16 protein-coding genes and 1 riboswitch are annotated in these 18,298 nt (G+C 43.0%); of the genes, 7 read left to right on the forward strand and 9 right to left on the reverse strand.

Translation table 11 applies throughout. The features are described 5' to 3' along the window. On the forward strand, positions 1-209 hold a 209-nt coding region (locus FNK51_RS26970; RefSeq protein ID WP_220126996.1), incomplete at its 5' end, for a hypothetical protein. A 40-nt stretch (positions 210-249) separates the two neighbouring features. Here the strand turns inward: FNK51_RS26970 and FNK51_RS20360 are convergent. Further along, a complete protein-coding gene (locus FNK51_RS20360) occupies positions 250-1,125 on the reverse strand; it encodes a nucleotidyltransferase-like protein (RefSeq protein ID WP_141994507.1) in 876 nt (291 codons plus the stop codon). 175 nt (positions 1,126-1,300) lie between these two features. Between FNK51_RS20360 and FNK51_RS20365 the strand changes: the two genes are divergently transcribed. Then, positions 1,301-1,654 (forward strand): YgzB family protein, encoded by a 354-nt coding sequence (locus tag FNK51_RS20365; RefSeq protein ID WP_076371179.1) that lies wholly within the window; start codon positions 1,301-1,303, stop codon positions 1,652-1,654. Between the two features lie 99 nt (positions 1,655-1,753). On the opposite strand, the gene perR is transcribed toward FNK51_RS20365, so the two are convergent. The 5 genes from perR to FNK51_RS20390 all read right to left on the reverse strand — a co-directional run bounded on the left by perR (position 1,754) and on the right by FNK51_RS20390 (position 5,520). Beyond that, entirely contained in the window at positions 1,754-2,197 is a 444-nt protein-coding gene (perR, locus tag FNK51_RS20370; protein ID WP_076371177.1) for a peroxide-responsive transcriptional repressor PerR, read from the reverse strand. 156 nt (positions 2,198-2,353) lie between these two features. Then, a complete protein-coding gene (locus FNK51_RS20375) occupies positions 2,354-3,298 on the reverse strand; it encodes a D-2-hydroxyacid dehydrogenase (RefSeq protein ID WP_098370629.1) in 945 nt (314 codons plus the stop codon). A gap of 136 nt (positions 3,299-3,434) precedes the next feature. Further along, on the reverse strand, positions 3,435-4,556 hold the full coding sequence (locus tag FNK51_RS20380; protein WP_141994482.1) for an aminopeptidase: 1,122 nt from the start codon (positions 4,554-4,556) through the stop codon (positions 3,435-3,437). 11 nt (positions 4,557-4,567) lie between these two features. Continuing rightward, positions 4,568-5,038 (reverse strand): thioredoxin-dependent thiol peroxidase, encoded by a 471-nt coding sequence (gene bcp / locus FNK51_RS20385; RefSeq protein WP_141994483.1) that lies wholly within the window; start codon positions 5,036-5,038, stop codon positions 4,568-4,570. 62 nt (positions 5,039-5,100) lie between these two features. Then, positions 5,101-5,520 carry a potassium channel family protein gene (locus tag FNK51_RS20390; RefSeq protein ID WP_098370627.1) on the reverse strand — a complete coding sequence of 140 codons (420 nt, stop codon included), beginning with the start codon at positions 5,518-5,520 and terminating at the stop codon, positions 5,101-5,103. A 245-nt stretch (positions 5,521-5,765) separates the two neighbouring features. Beyond that, positions 5,766-5,957: riboswitch (cobalamin riboswitch) on the forward strand. Positions 5,958-6,102: 145 nt separating this feature from the next. Here FNK51_RS20390 and metE point away from each other — a divergent pair. Together metE and FNK51_RS20400 are read left to right on the forward strand one after the other, a co-directional pair. Beyond that, the gene (gene metE, locus FNK51_RS20395; protein WP_181762303.1) at positions 6,103-8,409 is read left to right on the forward strand and encodes a 5-methyltetrahydropteroyltriglutamate--homocysteine S-methyltransferase; all 2,307 of its coding nucleotides are present in this window, start codon (positions 6,103-6,105) and stop codon (positions 8,407-8,409) included. Continuing rightward, positions 8,406-8,882: an acyl-CoA thioesterase gene (locus tag FNK51_RS20400; RefSeq protein ID WP_054397787.1), complete on the forward strand. Its 477-nt coding sequence runs from the start codon at positions 8,406-8,408 to the stop codon at positions 8,880-8,882. Before metE ends, FNK51_RS20400 begins: the two co-directional genes overlap by 4 nt. 41 nt (positions 8,883-8,923) lie before the next feature. Here FNK51_RS20400 and FNK51_RS20405 read toward each other — a convergent pair whose 3' ends face one another. From FNK51_RS20405 to FNK51_RS20415, 3 genes are read right to left on the reverse strand one after another with little or no spacing between them, the layout of a single operon-like run. Beyond that, a complete protein-coding gene (locus FNK51_RS20405) occupies positions 8,924-9,709 on the reverse strand; it encodes an ABC transporter permease (protein ID WP_141994485.1) in 786 nt (261 codons plus the stop codon). 4 nt (positions 9,710-9,713) lie between these two features. Continuing rightward, complete coding sequence (locus FNK51_RS20410) at positions 9,714-10,505, reverse strand: ABC transporter permease (protein WP_098370625.1); 792 nt, start codon at positions 10,503-10,505, stop codon at positions 9,714-9,716. A gap of 48 nt (positions 10,506-10,553) precedes the next feature. Beyond that, complete coding sequence (locus FNK51_RS20415; RefSeq protein ID WP_141994486.1) at positions 10,554-11,561, reverse strand: ABC transporter ATP-binding protein; 1,008 nt, start codon at positions 11,559-11,561, stop codon at positions 10,554-10,556. Positions 11,562-11,711: 150 nt separating this feature from the next. On the opposite strand from FNK51_RS20415, the gene FNK51_RS20420 reads away from it, so the two are divergent. The 3 genes from FNK51_RS20420 to FNK51_RS20430 all read left to right on the forward strand — a co-directional run bounded on the left by FNK51_RS20420 (position 11,712) and on the right by FNK51_RS20430 (position 18,277). Beyond that, positions 11,712-12,032, forward strand: a complete 321-nt coding sequence (locus FNK51_RS20420) for a hypothetical protein (RefSeq protein WP_141994487.1) — start codon at positions 11,712-11,714, stop codon at positions 12,030-12,032. 143 nt (positions 12,033-12,175) lie between these two features. Next, positions 12,176-13,465: a glutamate-1-semialdehyde 2,1-aminomutase gene (locus tag FNK51_RS20425; RefSeq protein WP_141994488.1), complete on the forward strand. Its 1,290-nt coding sequence runs from the start codon at positions 12,176-12,178 to the stop codon at positions 13,463-13,465. Between the two features lie 339 nt (positions 13,466-13,804). Continuing rightward, complete coding sequence (locus tag FNK51_RS20430) at positions 13,805-18,277, forward strand: glutamate synthase-related protein (RefSeq protein ID WP_141994489.1); 4,473 nt, start codon at positions 13,805-13,807, stop codon at positions 18,275-18,277. Positions 18,278-18,298: the final 21 nt, after the last annotated feature.

Genomic DNA, 18,298 nt, shown 5'->3' on the forward strand with positions numbered 1-18,298 from the left:
TAGTGTGTGCTCACTTAAAATTTAACGTTGGCGCTTTGTTTTGTTCAGTTTTCAAAGAGCAATCTCGTTGTCGTTTACTTCGTAAGCGACTTTTACATCTTACCATGTTTTCAACTTCGTTGTCAACATGTTTTTTAATTTTTTTAAGTTATTTTCGTTTTGATGAAGCTGCGAAAGCTGATGTCCCGCAGCGACATGTATTAATATAACACCTATATTATTAATGGTCAACAATAAAATTGCATTTTTTTAAAAGTTTTTTGATACCCGATAAAACCGATGATATACCTCGTGCCCTTTTGTCTCCGCTTTGATAACATCGATTACCTTCTTCTCTATCAAATATTCCAATAAAACACCTAAGTCGACTGAATAAAACTTTACTTCCGGATGCTCCATTAGCTCCGCAATCGTCCACGGTTCTTCTTTCGTCCCCATTATTTCAACCAAATGCTGTGAACCCGCATTCGTCCTAGAATAAATAAGAAACTCACTCGCAAGGAATAGAAGCTCCAATCTTTTTTCGAGAGTTTCCTCACTGCTGATCAATTCTTTATACAACTTGAAGATTTCAGGTTCCATATGCTTCACTTGGTTCCAGACAGTAACCTCCGGATAAAAGCCTTGTTCAATTATTTCCAAACGGGCCAAGTGATGCAGGGAATGAACGATATGGTTGTACGCCTCAAGATGATGGCCTTTTTCAAAGAAGCTTTTCCCATCCATGTACCTGCGAATTAACTTTGCGAATTCCATCCCCATCTTTAACTTCCTTCCATAGAAGGGGAACTCACGGATTTCGGTTTTCAAACGGGCCAAATATTCATTCCGGTCAAAAAGGACCTTCCCGTTATATATCCAGTCAACCACTTTGCGGTTCGTGCCTAATAGGAGCCATTCTTTTAACTGGTCTTCCTTTACGATATGCAAGGCTGCCTTTTTATCCTGGTAAGTGTAATGTTTTAAAAACACGGCCTCTTCGGCTTCGTCTGCAATTACAAAAAGGATGTAGTCAAATGTATCGGTGATCGGGCTATTATCATCTCTTTTTTCTATTAACAAGATTCCAAGTGTAGATTTTAAACTTGCTCGCTCTTGATAAATCGGGCGAAGGATATCTTCCATCATAAATTCCTCCAAAACCTTTTTTTTTAGATTTTCGACAAAACTCTTCAAATTCCTGCTTATTTCCCTTACCCCAAACTATTTCAATTCAAAAGTAATATGTATCCTTTATTTCTTTTTTGTTCCATCCACGGTTTATGTTATAGTTAAATTTATATTTTAGGAGGGACAATCCATGGCTAAATATTCTAGCAAAATTAATAAAATCCGTACTTTTGCTTTGAGTTTGATTTTCATTGGCTTTATCGTAATGTACCTTGGGCTTTTCTTCAAAACGAATCCTGTTGTCATGACGATTTTCATGGGGCTCGGCCTTTTATTCATCATCGCAAGCACAGGGGTTTATTTTTGGATTGGAATGCTTTCTACAAAATCGATCCAGGTTGTCTGCCCTAACTGCAGCAAACCTACAAAAATACTAGGGCGTGTAGATATTTGCATGCATTGTGAAGAACCATTGACACTTGACAAAAAGTTGGAAGGCGAAGAATTCAACGAAAAATATAACCGGAAAAGCCTGCATGACTAGAGGAATTCCGCTAGCTGAATTCCCTTTCAAGAAGTCATTAACAATTGTATCATTTTTTGATAACATAAAAAAAGTTCCAACCAAGTGGAGGAACTTTTTTTAATGCGATTCTTTTTTCGCACAATCCGTACAGTCGCCGTAGATTTCCATCCGATGATGACTAACATTGAAACCGGTGACTTGTGCAGCGAAATGCTCGACTTCATCCAATGCAGGATAATCGAAATCCACAATTTTCCCGCAAGTTTGGCAAATTACATGATAATGATTCGTCGTCACAAAATCAAACCTTGCAGAAGAATCACCATACGTAAGTTCTTTTACCAAACCTACCTCACGGAACACACGCAGGTTGTTATAAACCGTTGCCACACTCATATTCGGAAACTTGCCTTCCAGCGCTTTATATATATCATCAGCGGTAGGGTGGGACATGGAGCTTATCAAATACTCAAGTATCGCATGGCGTTGAGGAGTTATTCTTACACCGGTATCTTTTAAGGAATCCAACGCTTCTTTTAACTGAACTTCAGACACCGTCATCCACCTCTTTTTCTCATTAAGTATGAATTCTTAAATTGTAATATTTATAAATAGTGTACCTTTTATGCGTTGAATTTGTCAATAATTCAATGGCTTAACCATTCTTTTTTAGTTTATTCATGAACACATTGAGTCTTTACCATTTTTTCATTGAGTTTAGTATCCCCTAGTTAAGTCGATTACGTTGGTAAAGTCTTTTCCAGCTTTCAGGTATTCACGCATGTTTTTTTCGAAAATGGCAAAGGTTCTTGGTAAATATTCTCCGCTTTTACTTGATAGATGCGGTGTGACTGTGACATTCTCCATCCTCCAAAACGGATGCCCTTTTCCCAAAGGTTCCGGATCAAATACATCCAAGATCGCATGAGACAATTCCCCGGCATCCAGGGCTTCGATCAACACTTCATCGTTAATCAGGTCGCCGCGGCCAATATTCACGAATACTGCAGATTCTTTCATTGCTTTAAAGTGCTCTTTTTCCAAAAGGCCCTTCGTTTCATCAGTACTTGGCAGGACGGATACGATATAATCGGCTCCCGGTATGGCTTCCAATAAATTATCGAGAGTATAAAGGTGATCGATGGATTCCACTGGCTTCCCGCTCCGGTTCACTCCCACCGTCGTCATCCCAAAGGCTCTCCCAAGACGAGCCACCTCTCCTCCAATTGCACCGACACCAATAACGAGCATAGTCTTGCCATTCAATTCTCCTACTTCAATCTTTCTATCCCACAATTCTTCCTTTTCATTCTTCATAAGCAGTTTCAATTTCTTTTCATATTGCAAAAGCATCCCTATCGTATACTCGGCCATCGGGATTTTATGAATGCCTCTTGCGTTGGTCACCAGAATGCCACGTTCCTCAATGGCTTTAAATGGCATTAATTCCATCCCTGCGCTCATGACCATGATCCATTTCAAGTTCGCCGCTTTCCCAATGATTTCTTCAGTTAAGTCTTCACCATATGTAATTAGTATTTTCGCTTCACGAAGCGGCCCATCAGTCCATCCTTTTTGATAAATGAAGTTCAAATCAGGAAAAGCTTCCATCATCTTCGTTTGGATGCCTTCATTCGGAATGACAGTCGAAAGTATTAACATGTTTATCTCTCCCTTTTAATTAACATAAAAAAACACGGGCTCTATGTGTCCCGCGCAACTTTCTTTGAGGAGGTATTCCCTTAATAAAGCATATTCAGGTGTCCCCTTTTTGAGTTGGACAAAAGCCTTACCCTTATTAAAAAAGGCTTTTTTTAAAAGAATTTGGGTTTAATGCATGTAATTCCGGCAAAATGAAAACGCCATCCCTTCTAATCGGGACGTCGTCAAAATAGATGTCACCGCCCCCATATTCGGGACGCTGGATCAAGACCATATCCCAATGTATCGATGATCGGTTTCCATTATCCGCTTCTTCATAAGCAAGCCCAATAGCCAAGTGCAGACTCCCGGTTATTTTCTCATCGAACAATATATCGTCCATAGGTTCCAATATGTATGGATTGATTCCAATTGCAAACTCCCCGATAAACCGGGACCCTTCATCAATATTCAGAATTTGGTTCATTTCAGAGTCACGATTGGAAGTTGCTTTAATGATTTTTCCCTTTTCCAAGTTTAATTCTATGTCACTAAAGGTGATTCCTTCATAGGTTGTGGGTGTGTTGAAGGATATCCTTCCATTGAGACTATCTTTTATGGGTGCTGTAAACACTTCCCCATCCGGTAAATTCTTTTTTCCGGCACATATGATGGCCGGCATACCTTTAATGGAAAAGGTCAAATCTGTCCCTGGTGAAACGATCCTGACTTTGTCAGTCCGTTCCATCAATTGTTTTAACGGTTTCAAGGCCGCCTCCATTTTCCCGTAATCCATGGTGCATACGTTCAACAGAAAGTCTTGGTACCTGTTGAAGGTCATGCCGGCTTTTTGCGCTGATGCGTTGGTGGGATAATTAAGTAAGACCCAACGTCGGTTGTTTACATAGAAAAGAGTGGGGGAATTCATAGCCTCCCCTTGAAGACGGTGCCTCTCGATGGGAACATCAGTCATTTCCACATCGTTTTCTTCCCCTGTGATGATAATGACTGCATCGATATCCGTATATTTCTTCAGAGCCCATTGCGAAGATGTGTCAAGTTGTTCCTTCACATTCCCTTGTAACAGGTGGCGGCTTATCTCATCGTCTTCGAGTTCTACATATGGATAAGCACCCACTCTGTATATTTCATCAATCAGCTCTTTCAATAACGGTTTCGTGTTGATATGCCCTCGTATGAGGATTCTCTCTTTTGGCTGTATTTGTATCGAATGATGAATCAGCCTGGCTGCAAGCTTCGTTATTCGCTCATCCTTCATCTGCCTGTCCCTTATTTTTCGAGGTCGCGAAGAGTTTCAAGCGCTTCTTCGACGTGGCCTTTGACTTTTACTTTACGCCATTCTTTGACTACCTTACCAGCCTTATCTATCAGGAAAGTTGAACGTTCAATGCCCATATACTCCTTGCCGAAGTTCTTTTTCAATTGCCACACATCAAATGATTCGGCCGCTTCATGATTCTCGTCAGCCAGCAGCAGAAAAGGCAATCCATGTTTTTCGATGAATTTTTCATGACGTGCCGCTGGATCTGGGCTAATACCAATGATGACCGCGTTCAATTCCTCGAATTGCTCATTATGGTCCCGGAAATCACAGGCCTCCGTCGTGCAACCTGGCGTCATGTCTTTTGGATAAAAATATAAAACAATGTTTTTCCCCTTAAAATCCGATAGGGAAACTATTTCACCATTGTTTGCAGGGAGTTTGAAATCAGGTGCTTTTTCTCCAATTTTAACAGTCATATTGAACCCTCCATTTCTTTCATTATGGTAAGAGTACCCAATAATCGAAAGAAACACAACTTTCATTTACCCTTCCTATCTTTCTGCTCCAAATCGATAACTGTCCGAATTACGAACGCTGCTGGCAGTGTATACCCGATGAAAGCCTGAATGGTAGCTATCATCCTGCCCATGCCAATCGGGGCTATATCTCCATACCCTACAGAAAACATCGTCATCGCACTGAAGTAAAAGGAAGTCTTCAACTGTTCATAGAAAGTGCCATCCAACCGATTGCCCATATCAAGAATCACCGAATGATTCTGAAGCTCGTATAATAAATAAATCAGTGCAAATCCAACCAATATCGTCGCATATAAATTGCCAAGCCACAGCATATCCTCCAGAGAAAACTTCTTTCCTCCCGACTCAACAAGAAATAACGTACGAATGCTCATCACCATGCAAAAAATGATTCCTGCAATCAAGATGTAGAAAGTCATCCCCCACGCCCCATTTCAAAACGCCACTCTCTCTATACATACTCCCTGTCCAAACAATATATTCTTTTTTAGGTACAGACCTCATACTTATCAACAACACACTCAATAAACTGATTCTTTTCCCGAATCTTTTTTCCATGTTGACCCTTTTGGTCGGATATGTTAAGATTGTCTAAATTTTTATAATAGTTTTTATTTTAAAAATCTTCGGCCTGTAAACAGTTTATAAAGGCAGGTTTTGTAAAATTTCATATGTGGAAATAGGTTCCTAATTTTAAATTAGGATTAAAAGGGAAGTCCGGTGTAATTCCGGCACGGTCCCGCCACTGTAATGGGAGTGTTAGCGCCATCCAATATGCCACTGATCAAAGGATCGGGAAGGCCGCCGCTAATGATAATCCCTAAGTCAGGAGACCTGCCTATTTCGACAACACTGTTTTAACCTACGGGAGATAGGGAGGTGTTAGGGACCTTATAATTGTAAGGGGCATTCTGCATGCCTCTTATTTTAAGCATTTCTAACTTTCTCTTTTGACGGTTGGGGATGCTTTTTTTATTGTTCAATAAAATGAATGTAGGAGGATGGGAATTTTGAAAAGCAGTAGTTTGGGTTACCCACGTATAGGGGAAGATCGTGAATGGAAACGTACATTGGAAGCTTACTGGTCAGGTAAAATCGATGAAGCGGAATTTACGGCACAACTAAAGGCAATCCGTTTAGGCAACATACAAAAACAAAAGCAATGGGGCATTGATATCATTCCTGTCAACGACTTCACTTTCTATGATCAAATGCTCGATATGTCCGTCATGTTCGGTCTTGTACCTGAACGTTATTCAGCCTATGAAGGCGGTAGGGTTCCCCTTTCCGTATATTATTCAATGGCTCGCGGAAACAATGATCAAGTCGCTTCCGAAATGACGAAATGGTTCAATACGAACTATCACTATATTGTCCCTGAATTAAAACTGCCACAGCTGACTTTAACAGAAAATAAACCACTTGCAGCATATCGGGAAGCCAAGGAAAAGCTAGGGATTGAAACGAAGCCCGTGTTGATTGGACCTTATACCTTCATCTCCCTTTCCAAAGGCTTCAATAAACAAGAGATCCCTAGTATCATCCTGAGCTTGCTTCCCCTATACACGCAAATCCTGCGGGAGTTGGAGCAAGAAGGCGTGAAGTGGGTACAAATGGACGAACCTTCTCTTGTTTCATCCATTTCCAAGGATGATATGCAAACTGTTACTTACCTATATGAAAAGCTGAATGAAGCAGCACCAAACCTGAACATCATGCTACAAACATACTTTGATGCCGTGGAACACTACCAAGAAGTCATCGAATTAAAAGTCCAAGGAATCGGTCTTGATTTTGTACATGATAAAGGGAGGAATCTAAGTAATCTTGAAGCATTCGGCTTCCCAAAGGACAAAGTGCTTGCTGCAGGTGTGATTGACGGAAAAAACATTTGGCTATCTGATTTATCGAAAAAAATTCAATTAATCGAGACTCTTAAGAAAAAGGTAGCCGAAGACCAAATCTGGCTTCAGCCCTCTTGTTCCCTGCTTCATGTCCCAGTGACCGTTCGGAATGAAACCGCACTTTCAAAAGAAGTGAAACAGGCCCTTGCTTTCGCTGATGAGAAACTTGAGGAAATCACACTCTTGGTCAAAGGGAATAATCAAGGCTTTGAAGCAATCGCCGAAAAAGTCGATGCCAATAAATTTACGGTTCAAACGTTAGCAAGTTCAAATGCACGGAATCATGGGACTGTACAATCGAAAGTCGAAAAGGTTAAAACCAGGACCGCCGGCCGTCACATTCCATTTAAAGAGCGTTACCAAAAACAACAGGAATTTTTCAAATTGCCTTTCCTTCCTTCGACTACCATCGGTAGCTTTCCGCAGACATTTGAAGTTAAACAAGCACGCGGGAAATTCAAAAGAGGAGAATGGACCGCTCAGAAATATGAAACATTCGTAAACGAAGAAATCGGCAGGTGGATCGAAATCCAAGAAGAAATCGGTTTGGATGTTCTCGTTCACGGGGAATTCGAACGGACGGATATGGTTGAATACTTCGGCCATAAGTTAGGCGGTTTCATCTTTCTGGAAAAGGGGTGGGTACAATCCTATGGATCCCGCTGCGTGAAACCACCAGTCATCTACGGCGACATCCATTTCATCGAACCGATGACAGTAAGGGAAAGTGTGTACGCACAATCACTGACGAAGAAGACGGTAAAGGGAATGCTTACAGGTCCTGTTACGATTTTAAATTGGTCATTTGTCCGTGATGATATTTCCAGGGAGAATGTTTGCTATCAGCTGGCACTCGCTTTGGAAAAGGAAGTCATTGCATTGGAATCCGCTGGAATTAAAATGATTCAGGTTGATGAGCCTGCACTTAGAGAAGGTCTGCCATTGAAAAAAAACGATCGCGACGAGTATTTGAACTGGGCTGTGAATTCATTCTTGATATCCACATCAAGCGTGGAGGATACAACCCAAATTCATACGCATATGTGCTATTGCGACTTCAACAGTTTCATGGATGTCATCTCCTCCCTCGATGCTGATGTAATTTCCATCGAAACATCTCGTAGTCATGGGGAGCTTGCTTCCGCATTCGAGGAAAAAACATATGAAAAAGGTATTGGCCTGGGTGTGTATGATATTCACAGCCCGCGTGTGCCCGCAGTGGAAGAAATGGTCGATATGATTGAACGGGGCATCAAGGTATTGGATAAAGACCAGTTTTGGATCAATCCCGACTGCGGCCTGAAAACAAGGGGTATCCCGGAAACCGTCGCTTCCCTGAAAAACATGGTCGAAGCAGCAAAAATCGTCCGTGAAAACCTTTTAGCCAAACCAACAGGCCAATGATTGAAAAGAACGTTGCCCATCCAACACAGCAGTCACGGACTTTTTTAACCGACCTTGTTTTTCCACCGGATACAAATCATCACAATACCATCTTTGGCGGAAAAGTAATGGCCTATGTTGATAAAATAGCCTGCATTTCAGCTATGCGTCATTGTCGAAAACCCGTTGTGACTGCTTCAAGCGACTCTTTTGATTTTTTGGCCCCCATCAAGACAGGGGATGCGATCAACCTTGAAGCTTATGTCACCTGTGCTCATCGCACATCAATGGAGGTATTCGTGAAAGTGGAGCGTGAGAACCTATTAACAGGTGAAAAACAGCTTACGGCACGCGCTTTTTTAACGATGCTCGCCATTGATGAAGACGGTAAGCCGACAAACGTACCTCAGGTCATACCGGAAACGGAAGAGGAAAAGCAGCAATATGTTCAAGCACAAGCAAGATATATTGAAAGAAAGAAAAAACGGAACTAAACAAAAACCCCTTCAACATGAATGCTGTTGAAGGGGTTTTTTTAGTTCCCTGCCCCGCGGTACCTCTTCACTCCCTGATTCCATATGAAAACGGATATCACGAAAAAGGCAACCCCGATTACAGGTGTGGCAAATGCATATGCATACCACTCTTCTTTTCTTAGGAAATAAGATGCCGGATAGACACCAACAAACGCGAATGGCAGCACCCATGTAAGGACAAAACGGATGACCTTATTATAAATATCAACTGGATAGCGCCCGTAGTTCCCGATATTGTACATCATTGGCATGATGGATGTTTTCGCATCCGACCAGAACCCGATACTTGCTATCGCAACGAATATGGCTGCATAAGCAAGGGCCCCGCCTATTGCAAAAATGATGAAAAGAATCGGGTCATACCACGCAAGCTGAAGATCCAATGAAATCCCCGAATAGAATATAATGATCAAACCGGTCACAACACCAAATAACGCTTCTAGTTCGATTCTTTCTAAAACGACTTGAAACAGGCTATGTATCGGTCTTGTTAATATCCGATCCATTTCACCTTTGACGATATAGCGGTCATTAAAATCCCAGATGTTGAAAAAGGCAGAAAAAAGGGCAAATGGGATGAGGAAGAATCCATAAATGAATATGATTTCTTCACGGCTCCAGCCGCTTAAAAATTGGGTATGCCCAAAAACGACTAAGATAAATACCAGATTCACGACCTGATTCAGCAGGTCAGATAGGATTTCCATGAAGAAATCGGCTCTATATTGCAATCTGGTTTTCATATATTGACTCACATATTGAAAAAACATCGATACATAAAACATCCCGTCAACCTCCTTGAATAATCAGCTGTTTTTTTGCGACTATCCATAAAAGCTGAATCGGTATTATGAGAATGATGCACCAAATTAACTGCTGTAAAAGCGCCATGGCAATTTCGCCTGAACTGTACCCGTTCGTAAAAATCATGCTTGGTACATAGCTGATCCCTTGAAAGGGTAAATATTTCATCACTTCCTGCGCCCATACCGGATAGAAACTGATGGGCAGCAGCAGACCGGAAAATAAATCAATGATAACCCTTTTAGCCCGGATCAATCCGGCATTATTATATAAGAAAAAAGTAGTGATCCCTGTCAATAAGTTAATCTGTGTATTGATGATGAAGCTGAACAGCAAGGAAATGCCGAACATCCCCCACGTAGCCGGCTCGTGCGGCAATTCGATAGGAAAAATGAAAGCTACCAGCAGCATTCCTGGAATCGAGAAGAAGAAGAAACGAAATATCCCTTCCCCAAGTCCTTGCATCGTTTTCATGCCTAAATAGTTATACGGCCGGATCATTTCAATGGCGACCTTGCCGTCTTTAATTTCAGTGGCGATTTCGCGGTCAATATTATTGAAATAAAAAGCGCGTGCCATCCATGCAACCGCGACATAGGTTGTCATCTGCATACTTGAAAGTCCTTCGATGGAGCTTTTTTCCCCATATATCGCATTCCATAAGAAATAATAGGCACCGATATTAATGCTATAAATTAAAATGCCGGTATAATAATCTGTTCGATACGCAAGCATCATCAAAAAACGCATGCGGATCATTGCAAGATACTTTCCCATGGCCCTCTCCCTTCTTGATAGACACGTTGTTTCTTATTGATAAGAGAGTCAGACAGTGCCTTCTTCGTAAATGTTGCGAACAATCTCTTCAATGGACGTTTCATGGATTTTGATGTCCTTTATTTTAAAATGAGCTACAACAGCCGAAACAAGCTGTGAAATATGATCACTTTCTTCTTTCAACAAGGCAATGTATGTTTGATTTTTCTCATCATAAACCCAGTTAGCAGTAAATGGGAGCGCCAATGATTGCAATTCCTTCAATGCGATCGGCTCGATGAATTGAAAATGGATCTGTTTTTCCTCAGCCCAGTTATCTTTCAAACTCTGTAATTCCCCATCATAAATGATCTGTCCCTCATCAAGCATGATTACGCGCTCACATAATGCTTCAATATCACCTAAATCATGGGTAGTCAAAAGGATCGTCGTATTATATTTCTCATTGATTTCTTTCAGGAACTCACGAATCTTCATTTTCACGAGTACATCAAGTCCAATCGTCGGCTCATCCAGGAACAGCAAAGGCGGATTGTGGATCAAGGCTGCCGCAAGCTCGCAGCGCATCCGCTGACCAAGTGAAAGTTTACGCACTGGCTTGTCCAGCAAAGGTCCGATATCGAGCGTCTTGATGACATGTTCCATATGATCGTTATATTGTTCATCCGTTACCTTATAGACCTTTTTTAGCAGCCTAAAGGATTCTTGAACTGCAATATCCCACCAAAGCTGTGAGCGCTGACCGAATACGACTCCGATTGTCTGAGTGAACTTTTCCCTTTCTTTATGTGGATTCATTCCATTGACCGTGATTTCACCTGCTGTCGGTTCCAAAATACCTGTCAGCATTTTGATCGTGGTCGATTTCCCTGCACCATTCTCCCCGATATAAGCTACCATCTCACCCTTTTTTACAGTAAAATTGATATCATTGACGGCAGGGACGATCTTATAATTTCTGGTAAGTAAATCCCGGAAGGCACCCTTTAGCCCTGTACGGCTTGATGCCGACTTAAATTCCTTCCGAAGCTGTTTCACTTGAATTGCATCACTCATCCTGTTACATCCTCCGTAATCTCTTGTCCTAATGAATTAGTTTATCCAACCTAACCTTTTTAGACAATAAAAATGCTTGGATGCCAAATACCATTTTCAGGGCGAAATGATCGTTGTATCAGATACAAATATAAAGGAGACGAGTATGCTATGAATATCAAAAAATTATTACTATCCCAAATTGAAAAGGTCGTTTTCGACCTTCGATATGACTTCCTTTATGAAGATGAGTACGGTGAATTATTATGCCAGGTCATCCAAAGGGATTCCAGCGGGTCGATCGAAAGCACACCCATCAGTTTCCATCTTTGCATTAATGAAGAGAAAGGAACCGGCCATCTAATCTATTACCAAGCCCAGGGCGAAATGAACCGCCAATCATTCGACATCGAAAACCCAGACACCATCTTGGCCATTCTTACTTTCATAATCGAAGTTTTGGGATCCGACCCCATTTCCGAAACAAAATGATGGCCCGGAATCCTGATGTTCTAGGGCTGCAGCGTTTCCACCAGGGAACTAATCACATTTCCTAGCCTTCCACCCCAGATTTACGGACGGAAAAGTGCTATGATAAAGAGGAAATATGTTTATATTTTTAGGAGGTTTTAAGATTGGATTTTAGTAATTCGGAGCTTTTACATAAAGAGGCATTAGAACATATCGTTGGCGGGGTTAACAGTCCATCCCGTTCTTACAAAGCTGTAGGAGGCGGTTCACCGGTTGCGATGGATCATGCCAAAGGTGCTTATTTCTGGGATGTTGATGGCAATAAATATATCGATTATTTAGCTGCATATGGCCCGATCATCACAGGTCATGCGCATCCACATATTACGGAGGCCATCGTTAAAGCTGCAGAAACGGGCGTTTTATACGGCACACCGACAAAACATGAAGTCAAATTTGCCAAAATGTTGAAAGAAGCCATACCATCCATGGATAAAGTCCGCTTCACCAATTCAGGAACCGAGTCCGTCATGTCCACCATCCGCGTTGCCCGCGCTTACACAGGACGGGATAAGATCATCAAGTTTGCAGGCTGTTACCATGGACACTCCGACCTTGTTCTTGTCGCTGCAGGTTCCGGCCCGTCCACTTTAGGTACACCGGACTCTGCCGGCGTTCCAAAAAGCATCGCACAAGAAGTCATCACGGTACCTTTCAATGATATCGAGTCATTTAAAGAAGCACTGGATAAATGGGGCACTGAAATTGCAGGCGTGCTGGTAGAACCGATTGTCGGCAACTTTGGAATCGTGGAACCAAGCCCTGGCTTCTTGGAAGAAGTCATTTCATTATCGCACGAAGCCGGATCACTCGTCATTTTCGACGAGGTCATCACAGCGTTCCGCTTCATGTATGGAGGGGCACAGGACTACTTGGGAATTCAACCCGATTTGACCGCGCTTGGAAAAATCATCGGGGGCGGGCTTCCTATCGGTGCCTATGGCGGTAAAAAAGAGATCATGGATTCTGTCGCCCCGCTGGGACCTGCCTATCAAGCAGGTACGATGGCAGGAAATCCTGCTTCCATGCTTTCCGGGATAGCTTGCTTAGAAGTACTTAAAGAAGAGGGTCTGTACGAAGAGCTTGACCGGCTGGGAAAAATCCTTGAAGAAGGTATCCTGACAGCGGCCCGCCAATATAATGTTCCGATCACCATCAACCGCCTTAAAGGGGCATTGACGATCTATTTCACCACAGAAAAGATTGAAAACTATGAGCAGGCGGAAAATACTGATGGCGAAATGTTCGCTAAGTTCTTTAAACTCATGCTCAACCAGGGAATCAATTTGGCACCGTCCAAATACGAAGCCTGGTTCTTGACAATTGCCCACACGGATGACGATATCGCTTATACTCTAAAAGCGGTTGAACATGCATTCAAAAACCTAATATAATAAATCGAATCAGCATAATTATGCATTTTTTATACACCCTCAGGATGTACATCAATCTTGGGGGTTTCTTATTCCCCTGTAATAAATCTTTAACATTGGCATTTCAGGCCATTTTCCACATAAATCCCATCAATCACAGCATCCAGCCCATTGTATAAAAAATTGATTTCTGAATATTTAAATGATATGATATGGATACATTTATATACATTTATACACTTTCTTTCAATCTATCAAAACTTGGACTATTGTTCGGGTTTACTAATATTTCCCCCATTAAACACATGCTACAGGAGGTGAAAGGCAGAGAATAAGGGAAACCTTATTCAAGCCACATATATGGCCCAACAATGGACACCTGCTACATTCAAAGAATTTCACAAGGAAGAACATGATGCCTGCGGTATCGTTTCCTGCATCGAAAAAAAGAAAATCCCTACTAACGAAAACATCTTTGCCTGTATCGACGCCTTGGTTAAAATGAACCATCGCTGCGGCTTCATCAATGGTGAGGGCGATGGCGCCGGCATCCATATCGATATTCCCCGGGCTCTTTGGAAAAAGAAGCTTGAAGCGGTAAACGTCGATTCAAGCATCGTCGATCAAGATTCCTTCATAGTCGGCCACTTATTTTTAAGCAAAAAAACAGAAGCTAACGACTTAAAAATCGAAGTCAAGGAGAAACTGCTCCAGCATGGTCTCTCATTGATATTCGAAACGGATAAAGCCTACCGCTCCGAGGCATTGGGACCGATTGCCATTCAAGAAGACCCAGTGTTCTGGCAATTTGCCTGTTCCTCCACCATCAATAACAACCAGGAGCTCTCAAATGTTCTTTTTGAGCTGACTACCGACATCGAAAAAAGTGATTTCATCCATGTTGCATCTTTAAGCCAGCATCATGCGGTATACAAAGTGATGGGTGCGGGGGATACGCTCCCTGCCTATTATCTTGATCTTGCAGACCCTTTGGCTGCCTCCACCATGACACTGGGACATAATCGTTTTTCAACTAATACTCTCTCAAGCTTCTTCCGGGTCCAGCCTTTCAGTGTACTTGGTCATAATGGCGAAATCAATACTATCGCCAAATTGCGTGATGAAGCGAAAATGATCGGAGTTCCCATCGCTAAAGATGGAAGCGACTCACAGGATTTAAACAAGACGATCGAGACTTTCATCTGCCGTCATGGCTACTCTTTATTTGAAGCTGTCGATCTTATGTTTCCGCCAATCATCAATGAAATCAAGGAATATCCCGAGCACTTACAAGACTTATATACGTATTTAAGGGAAGCATGGGGTCATTTTGCACAAGGTCCGGCAGGCATCATCTCCCGTTTCGGCGATGAAGCCGTGTTCTCTGTCGACTCTTTAGGCTTGCGCCCACTATGGAATATTGAAACGGAATCATCCTACATGTTCACTTCCGAACCAGGAATCATCCCTTCCAGTGAATATACCGGAGATCCGAAACCGATGGGTCCAGGGGAAAAAATCGGTTTGAAATGGAACGGCGACCGCATTGAATTGTACACATACAAGGATTACCAGGATAAAGTATTTGAACTCTTCAATGATCGTTTCGTCCTTTCCAATGACCGAGTCCGCTTACAGCCCCAAGTTTTTGAAAAGGTTATCTCCATGACAAACACGCAAGCCATTCATAATGGTCAATATAAAGCCTTTGGGTGGGAAAGGGAGCATGTACAATTAGTGGAACAGATGGCCGAAAAAGGCGCTGAGCCCATTCGTTCACTTGGTCACGATGCGCCACTGGCAGCACTTAATCCCCAGAGGACCAACATCGCTGATTTCATCAAGGAAAGTGTGGCCGTTGTAACTAACCCAGCGATCGACCGGGACCGGGAAACCGAGCACTTCTCAACAAGAACCATCATCGGAAAACGTCCTTCCCTATTCGAAGCGAATAAGGCGGGAAATGTCACGGAGCTGCTGACTCCGTTATTGATTGAAGGATCAACGGGTTATGAGTGCTCGTCAATCGTATCGCAGCCAAGCTATGATCAGTTCATTAAATATAACCAAGATCAAAAACTCGTGCACTTCATTTCAAGCACGTTCAATGAGGCTGAAAATATCACGGATGCCTTGACCAGGATAACGGATGAAAGTGTCAATGCAGTGGATGAAGGAAAAACGCTGCTCGTTCTGGATGATGCCCTTGCCCATCAAAACGGCAACCTTTGGCTTGATCCCCACCTTGTCACTTCAGCCGTCGATCAAGCGTTGGTCCGCACAGGCAAGCGCCGTGATTGTTCCATCCTTTTACGTTCAGCATCGCTAAGGTCATTGCATGATATCATCGTTTCTTATGGTCTTGGGGCCAACTTAATCAGCCCCTATTATATGTTCCTTTCTTTATCTTCAGATGACATCAAGGGGGTTACCAATCTATATAACTCCTTGACGAAAGGGCTTGAGAAAGTCATCTCGACCATTGGCATTCATGAGCTGCGCGGCTATGGAAGACTTTTCTCAAGCATCGGTTTACATGAGGAAATCGCGAAATATTTAAATGTGGCTAACTTCTTCGGATCCAATGATCTGGACTATAATTTCGATAAAATCAAGGCAGATGCCATCCAGCGGGCGGAAGATTACAGCAATGAAAAAGAACGGATGGGTAAGACCTTCCATCTGTTCCCTAGGATTTGGAAGTCTATTGGAGAAGTTGCTTCAACCGGGGACTATGATGCTTATCGCGAAAAGATCACCGAACAGGAAGAATCCAATCCTACGACGATCCGCCACTTGACATCATTAAAAACTTCAGATGCTTCCATCCCTTCTGAAGAAGTCAGTCTTTCGGTCGGCGAACAGGAATTGCCGTTCGTCATAGCATCCATGTCCTTTGGATCACAAAATGAGATTGCTTTCCGGGCCTATGCGGAAGCTGCCGAGAGGTTAGGCATGATCAGCATGAATGGTGAAGGCGGGGAAATAAAGGATATGCTGGGCAAGTACCCGAAATCCCGCGGACAGCAAATCGCTTCCGGCCGTTTCGGTGTCAATGCAGAACTCTTGAACTCTTCAAATCTATTGGAAATTAAAATTGGGCAAGGGGCAAAACCTGGTGAAGGCGGTCACCTTCCCGGTTCCAAGGTCACAGCGAAAATCGCAGAAGCCCGAAATGCAACAATCGGTTCCGATTTGATCTCCCCTTCCAATAACCATGATATATACTCAATTGAAGATTTGGCCCAAATGATCCAAGAGCTAAAAACGGCAAATGACAAAGCGAAAGTTGCCGTCAAAGTACCAGTCGTTCCAAACATCGGTACGATTGCTGTCGGTGTCGCAAAAGCGGGGGCCGATATCATAACGCTTTCTGGTTTTGATGGCGGAACGGGTGCTGCCAGGATCCATGCACTCGCACATGTCGGTCTACCAGTTGAGATTGGTGTTAAAGCGGCCCATAATGCGCTGCTTGAGTCAGGTATCCGACAGAATGTTGAAATTTGGGCTGACGGTGGGTTAAAAAGCTCGATGGATGTATTGAAGGTAATGCTGCTTGGTGCAAACCGTGTAGGTTTTGGGACCCTTTCGATGATTGCCGTCGGCTGTACAACGTGTCGCGGATGTCACCTTGATACTTGCCATGTGGGAATCGCCACCCAAATTGAATCGGAAGCGCAGGCGAAAGAACATGGACTGCGCCGTTTTGTTCCACGAAAATTTGATTTAGCCGTTCAAGGATTAACGAATATGTTCAGTGCATTTGCAAAAGAGCTCAAATCTTTGACTGGGTCACTTGGGGTGAAGAATCTTCAGGATATCGTCGGACGTTCCGATTTGCTACAGCAAGTTAAAGGTCAACAATCATTGGATTTAACCTATTTATTGAAAAACCTGGATATAACACCGTTCTCCCATAAAGAAACGGCGGCATATTTGAATGAAGGCTCCATGCAGGTAGCTGTTGGCGCTGAATATCTTGATTCGCATGTAGATGATCTGCAGCAATCCCGTAGCTATAGCTCGATCACTTCCGAGCAGCGTGTACTCGGCAGCAGGGTGTCCTGTCACCGCGTTAGGGGCAGATTGGATGGATCATACAAAAAACTTCCTCCCGTTCACCTATCCTACCAGGATGGTTCCATCCCGGGTAATGGACTTGGGGCATACAATACGGAGGGAATTTCAATCAGCGTGAATGGCGGTGCCCAGGATGGCATTGGCAAAACATCGATTGGCGGTAATATTGCCATCTTTAAATCTCCAGGAAAAGATGGAAAGTTCTACAATGGCTCCGTCGGTAAGGGCTTTGGTTACGGTGCACAGCATGGTCTCCTCATTGCCCAAGGCGATGCCGATGCCAGGGCGGGAATCCGGCTTTCCGGAGCGGATATGATCATTGGGGGATTATTGAAACAACCACTTCCTGAAAAGGAAAACGGTAATATTGCGGTAACTTCCAATATTAAGGGATTCGCTTTTGAATACATGACAAATGGAAGAGGTTTAGTTCTGGGTGATCCCGGTCCATGGATTTGCGCAGGGATGACAGGCGGTGTCGTTTATTTACGGCAACAGCCCGAATCTGGATTAACCAAAGAGGTCATTAAGAAACGGGTTGCGAAAGGGGCAAAGATTTCCATTGAGCCCCTATCCGCAAAAGGCCTGCAGGATGTGGCTGAACTTCTGGGCAAATACACGGCCCTCTTGAAAGATCATGGCCAACCCGAAGAAGCGGCCTCTTTGGAGACACTGCTTCAAAATCCTGGAGAGCACTTCCTTCAGGTCGTTCCAGTTAAAGAACAGGCGGATCCTGCCGTATCCACGGAGTGATGCCGAAAATTAAAAAAGGCT

The sequence above is a fragment of the Bacillus sp. B4EP4a genome, from assembly GCF_006680105.1.
GTDB lineage: Bacteria > Bacillota > Bacilli > Bacillales > DSM-1321 > Peribacillus > Peribacillus simplex_E.

Bases quoted from the DNA above. Each gene is read 5' to 3' on its own strand.
- FNK51_RS20420 (WP_141994487.1), top strand. From the start codon at position 11,712: ATGAATATCAAAAAATTATTACTATCCCAAATTGAAAAGGTCGTTTTC.
- FNK51_RS20360 (WP_141994507.1), bottom strand. From the start codon at position 1,125: ATGGAAGATATCCTTCGCCCGATTTATCAAGAGCGAGCAAGTTTAAAA.
- FNK51_RS20405 (WP_141994485.1), bottom strand. From the start codon at position 9,709: ATGTTTTATGTATCGATGTTTTTTCAATATGTGAGTCAATATATGAAA.
- metE (WP_181762303.1), top strand. From the start codon at position 6,103: ATGGGAATTTTGAAAAGCAGTAGTTTGGGTTACCCACGTATAGGGGAA.
- bcp (WP_141994483.1), bottom strand. From the start codon at position 5,038: ATGACTGTTAAAATTGGAGAAAAAGCACCTGATTTCAAACTCCCTGCA.
- FNK51_RS20415 (WP_141994486.1), bottom strand. From the start codon at position 11,561: ATGAGTGATGCAATTCAAGTGAAACAGCTTCGGAAGGAATTTAAGTCG.
- FNK51_RS20410 (WP_098370625.1), bottom strand. From the start codon at position 10,505: ATGGGAAAGTATCTTGCAATGATCCGCATGCGTTTTTTGATGATGCTT.
- FNK51_RS20390 (WP_098370627.1), bottom strand. From the start codon at position 5,520: ATGACTTTCTACATCTTGATTGCAGGAATCATTTTTTGCATGGTGATG.
- FNK51_RS20380 (WP_141994482.1), bottom strand. From the start codon at position 4,556: ATGAAGGATGAGCGAATAACGAAGCTTGCAGCCAGGCTGATTCATCAT.
- perR (WP_076371177.1), bottom strand. From the start codon at position 2,197: ATGACGGTGTCTGAAGTTCAGTTAAAAGAAGCGTTGGATTCCTTAAAA.
- FNK51_RS20375 (WP_098370629.1), bottom strand. From the start codon at position 3,298: ATGTTAATACTTTCGACTGTCATTCCGAATGAAGGCATCCAAACGAAG.
- FNK51_RS20365 (WP_076371179.1), top strand. From the start codon at position 1,301: ATGGCTAAATATTCTAGCAAAATTAATAAAATCCGTACTTTTGCTTTG.
- FNK51_RS20430 (WP_141994489.1), top strand. From the start codon at position 13,805: ATGGCCCAACAATGGACACCTGCTACATTCAAAGAATTTCACAAGGAA.
- FNK51_RS20400 (WP_054397787.1), top strand. From the start codon at position 8,406: ATGATTGAAAAGAACGTTGCCCATCCAACACAGCAGTCACGGACTTTT.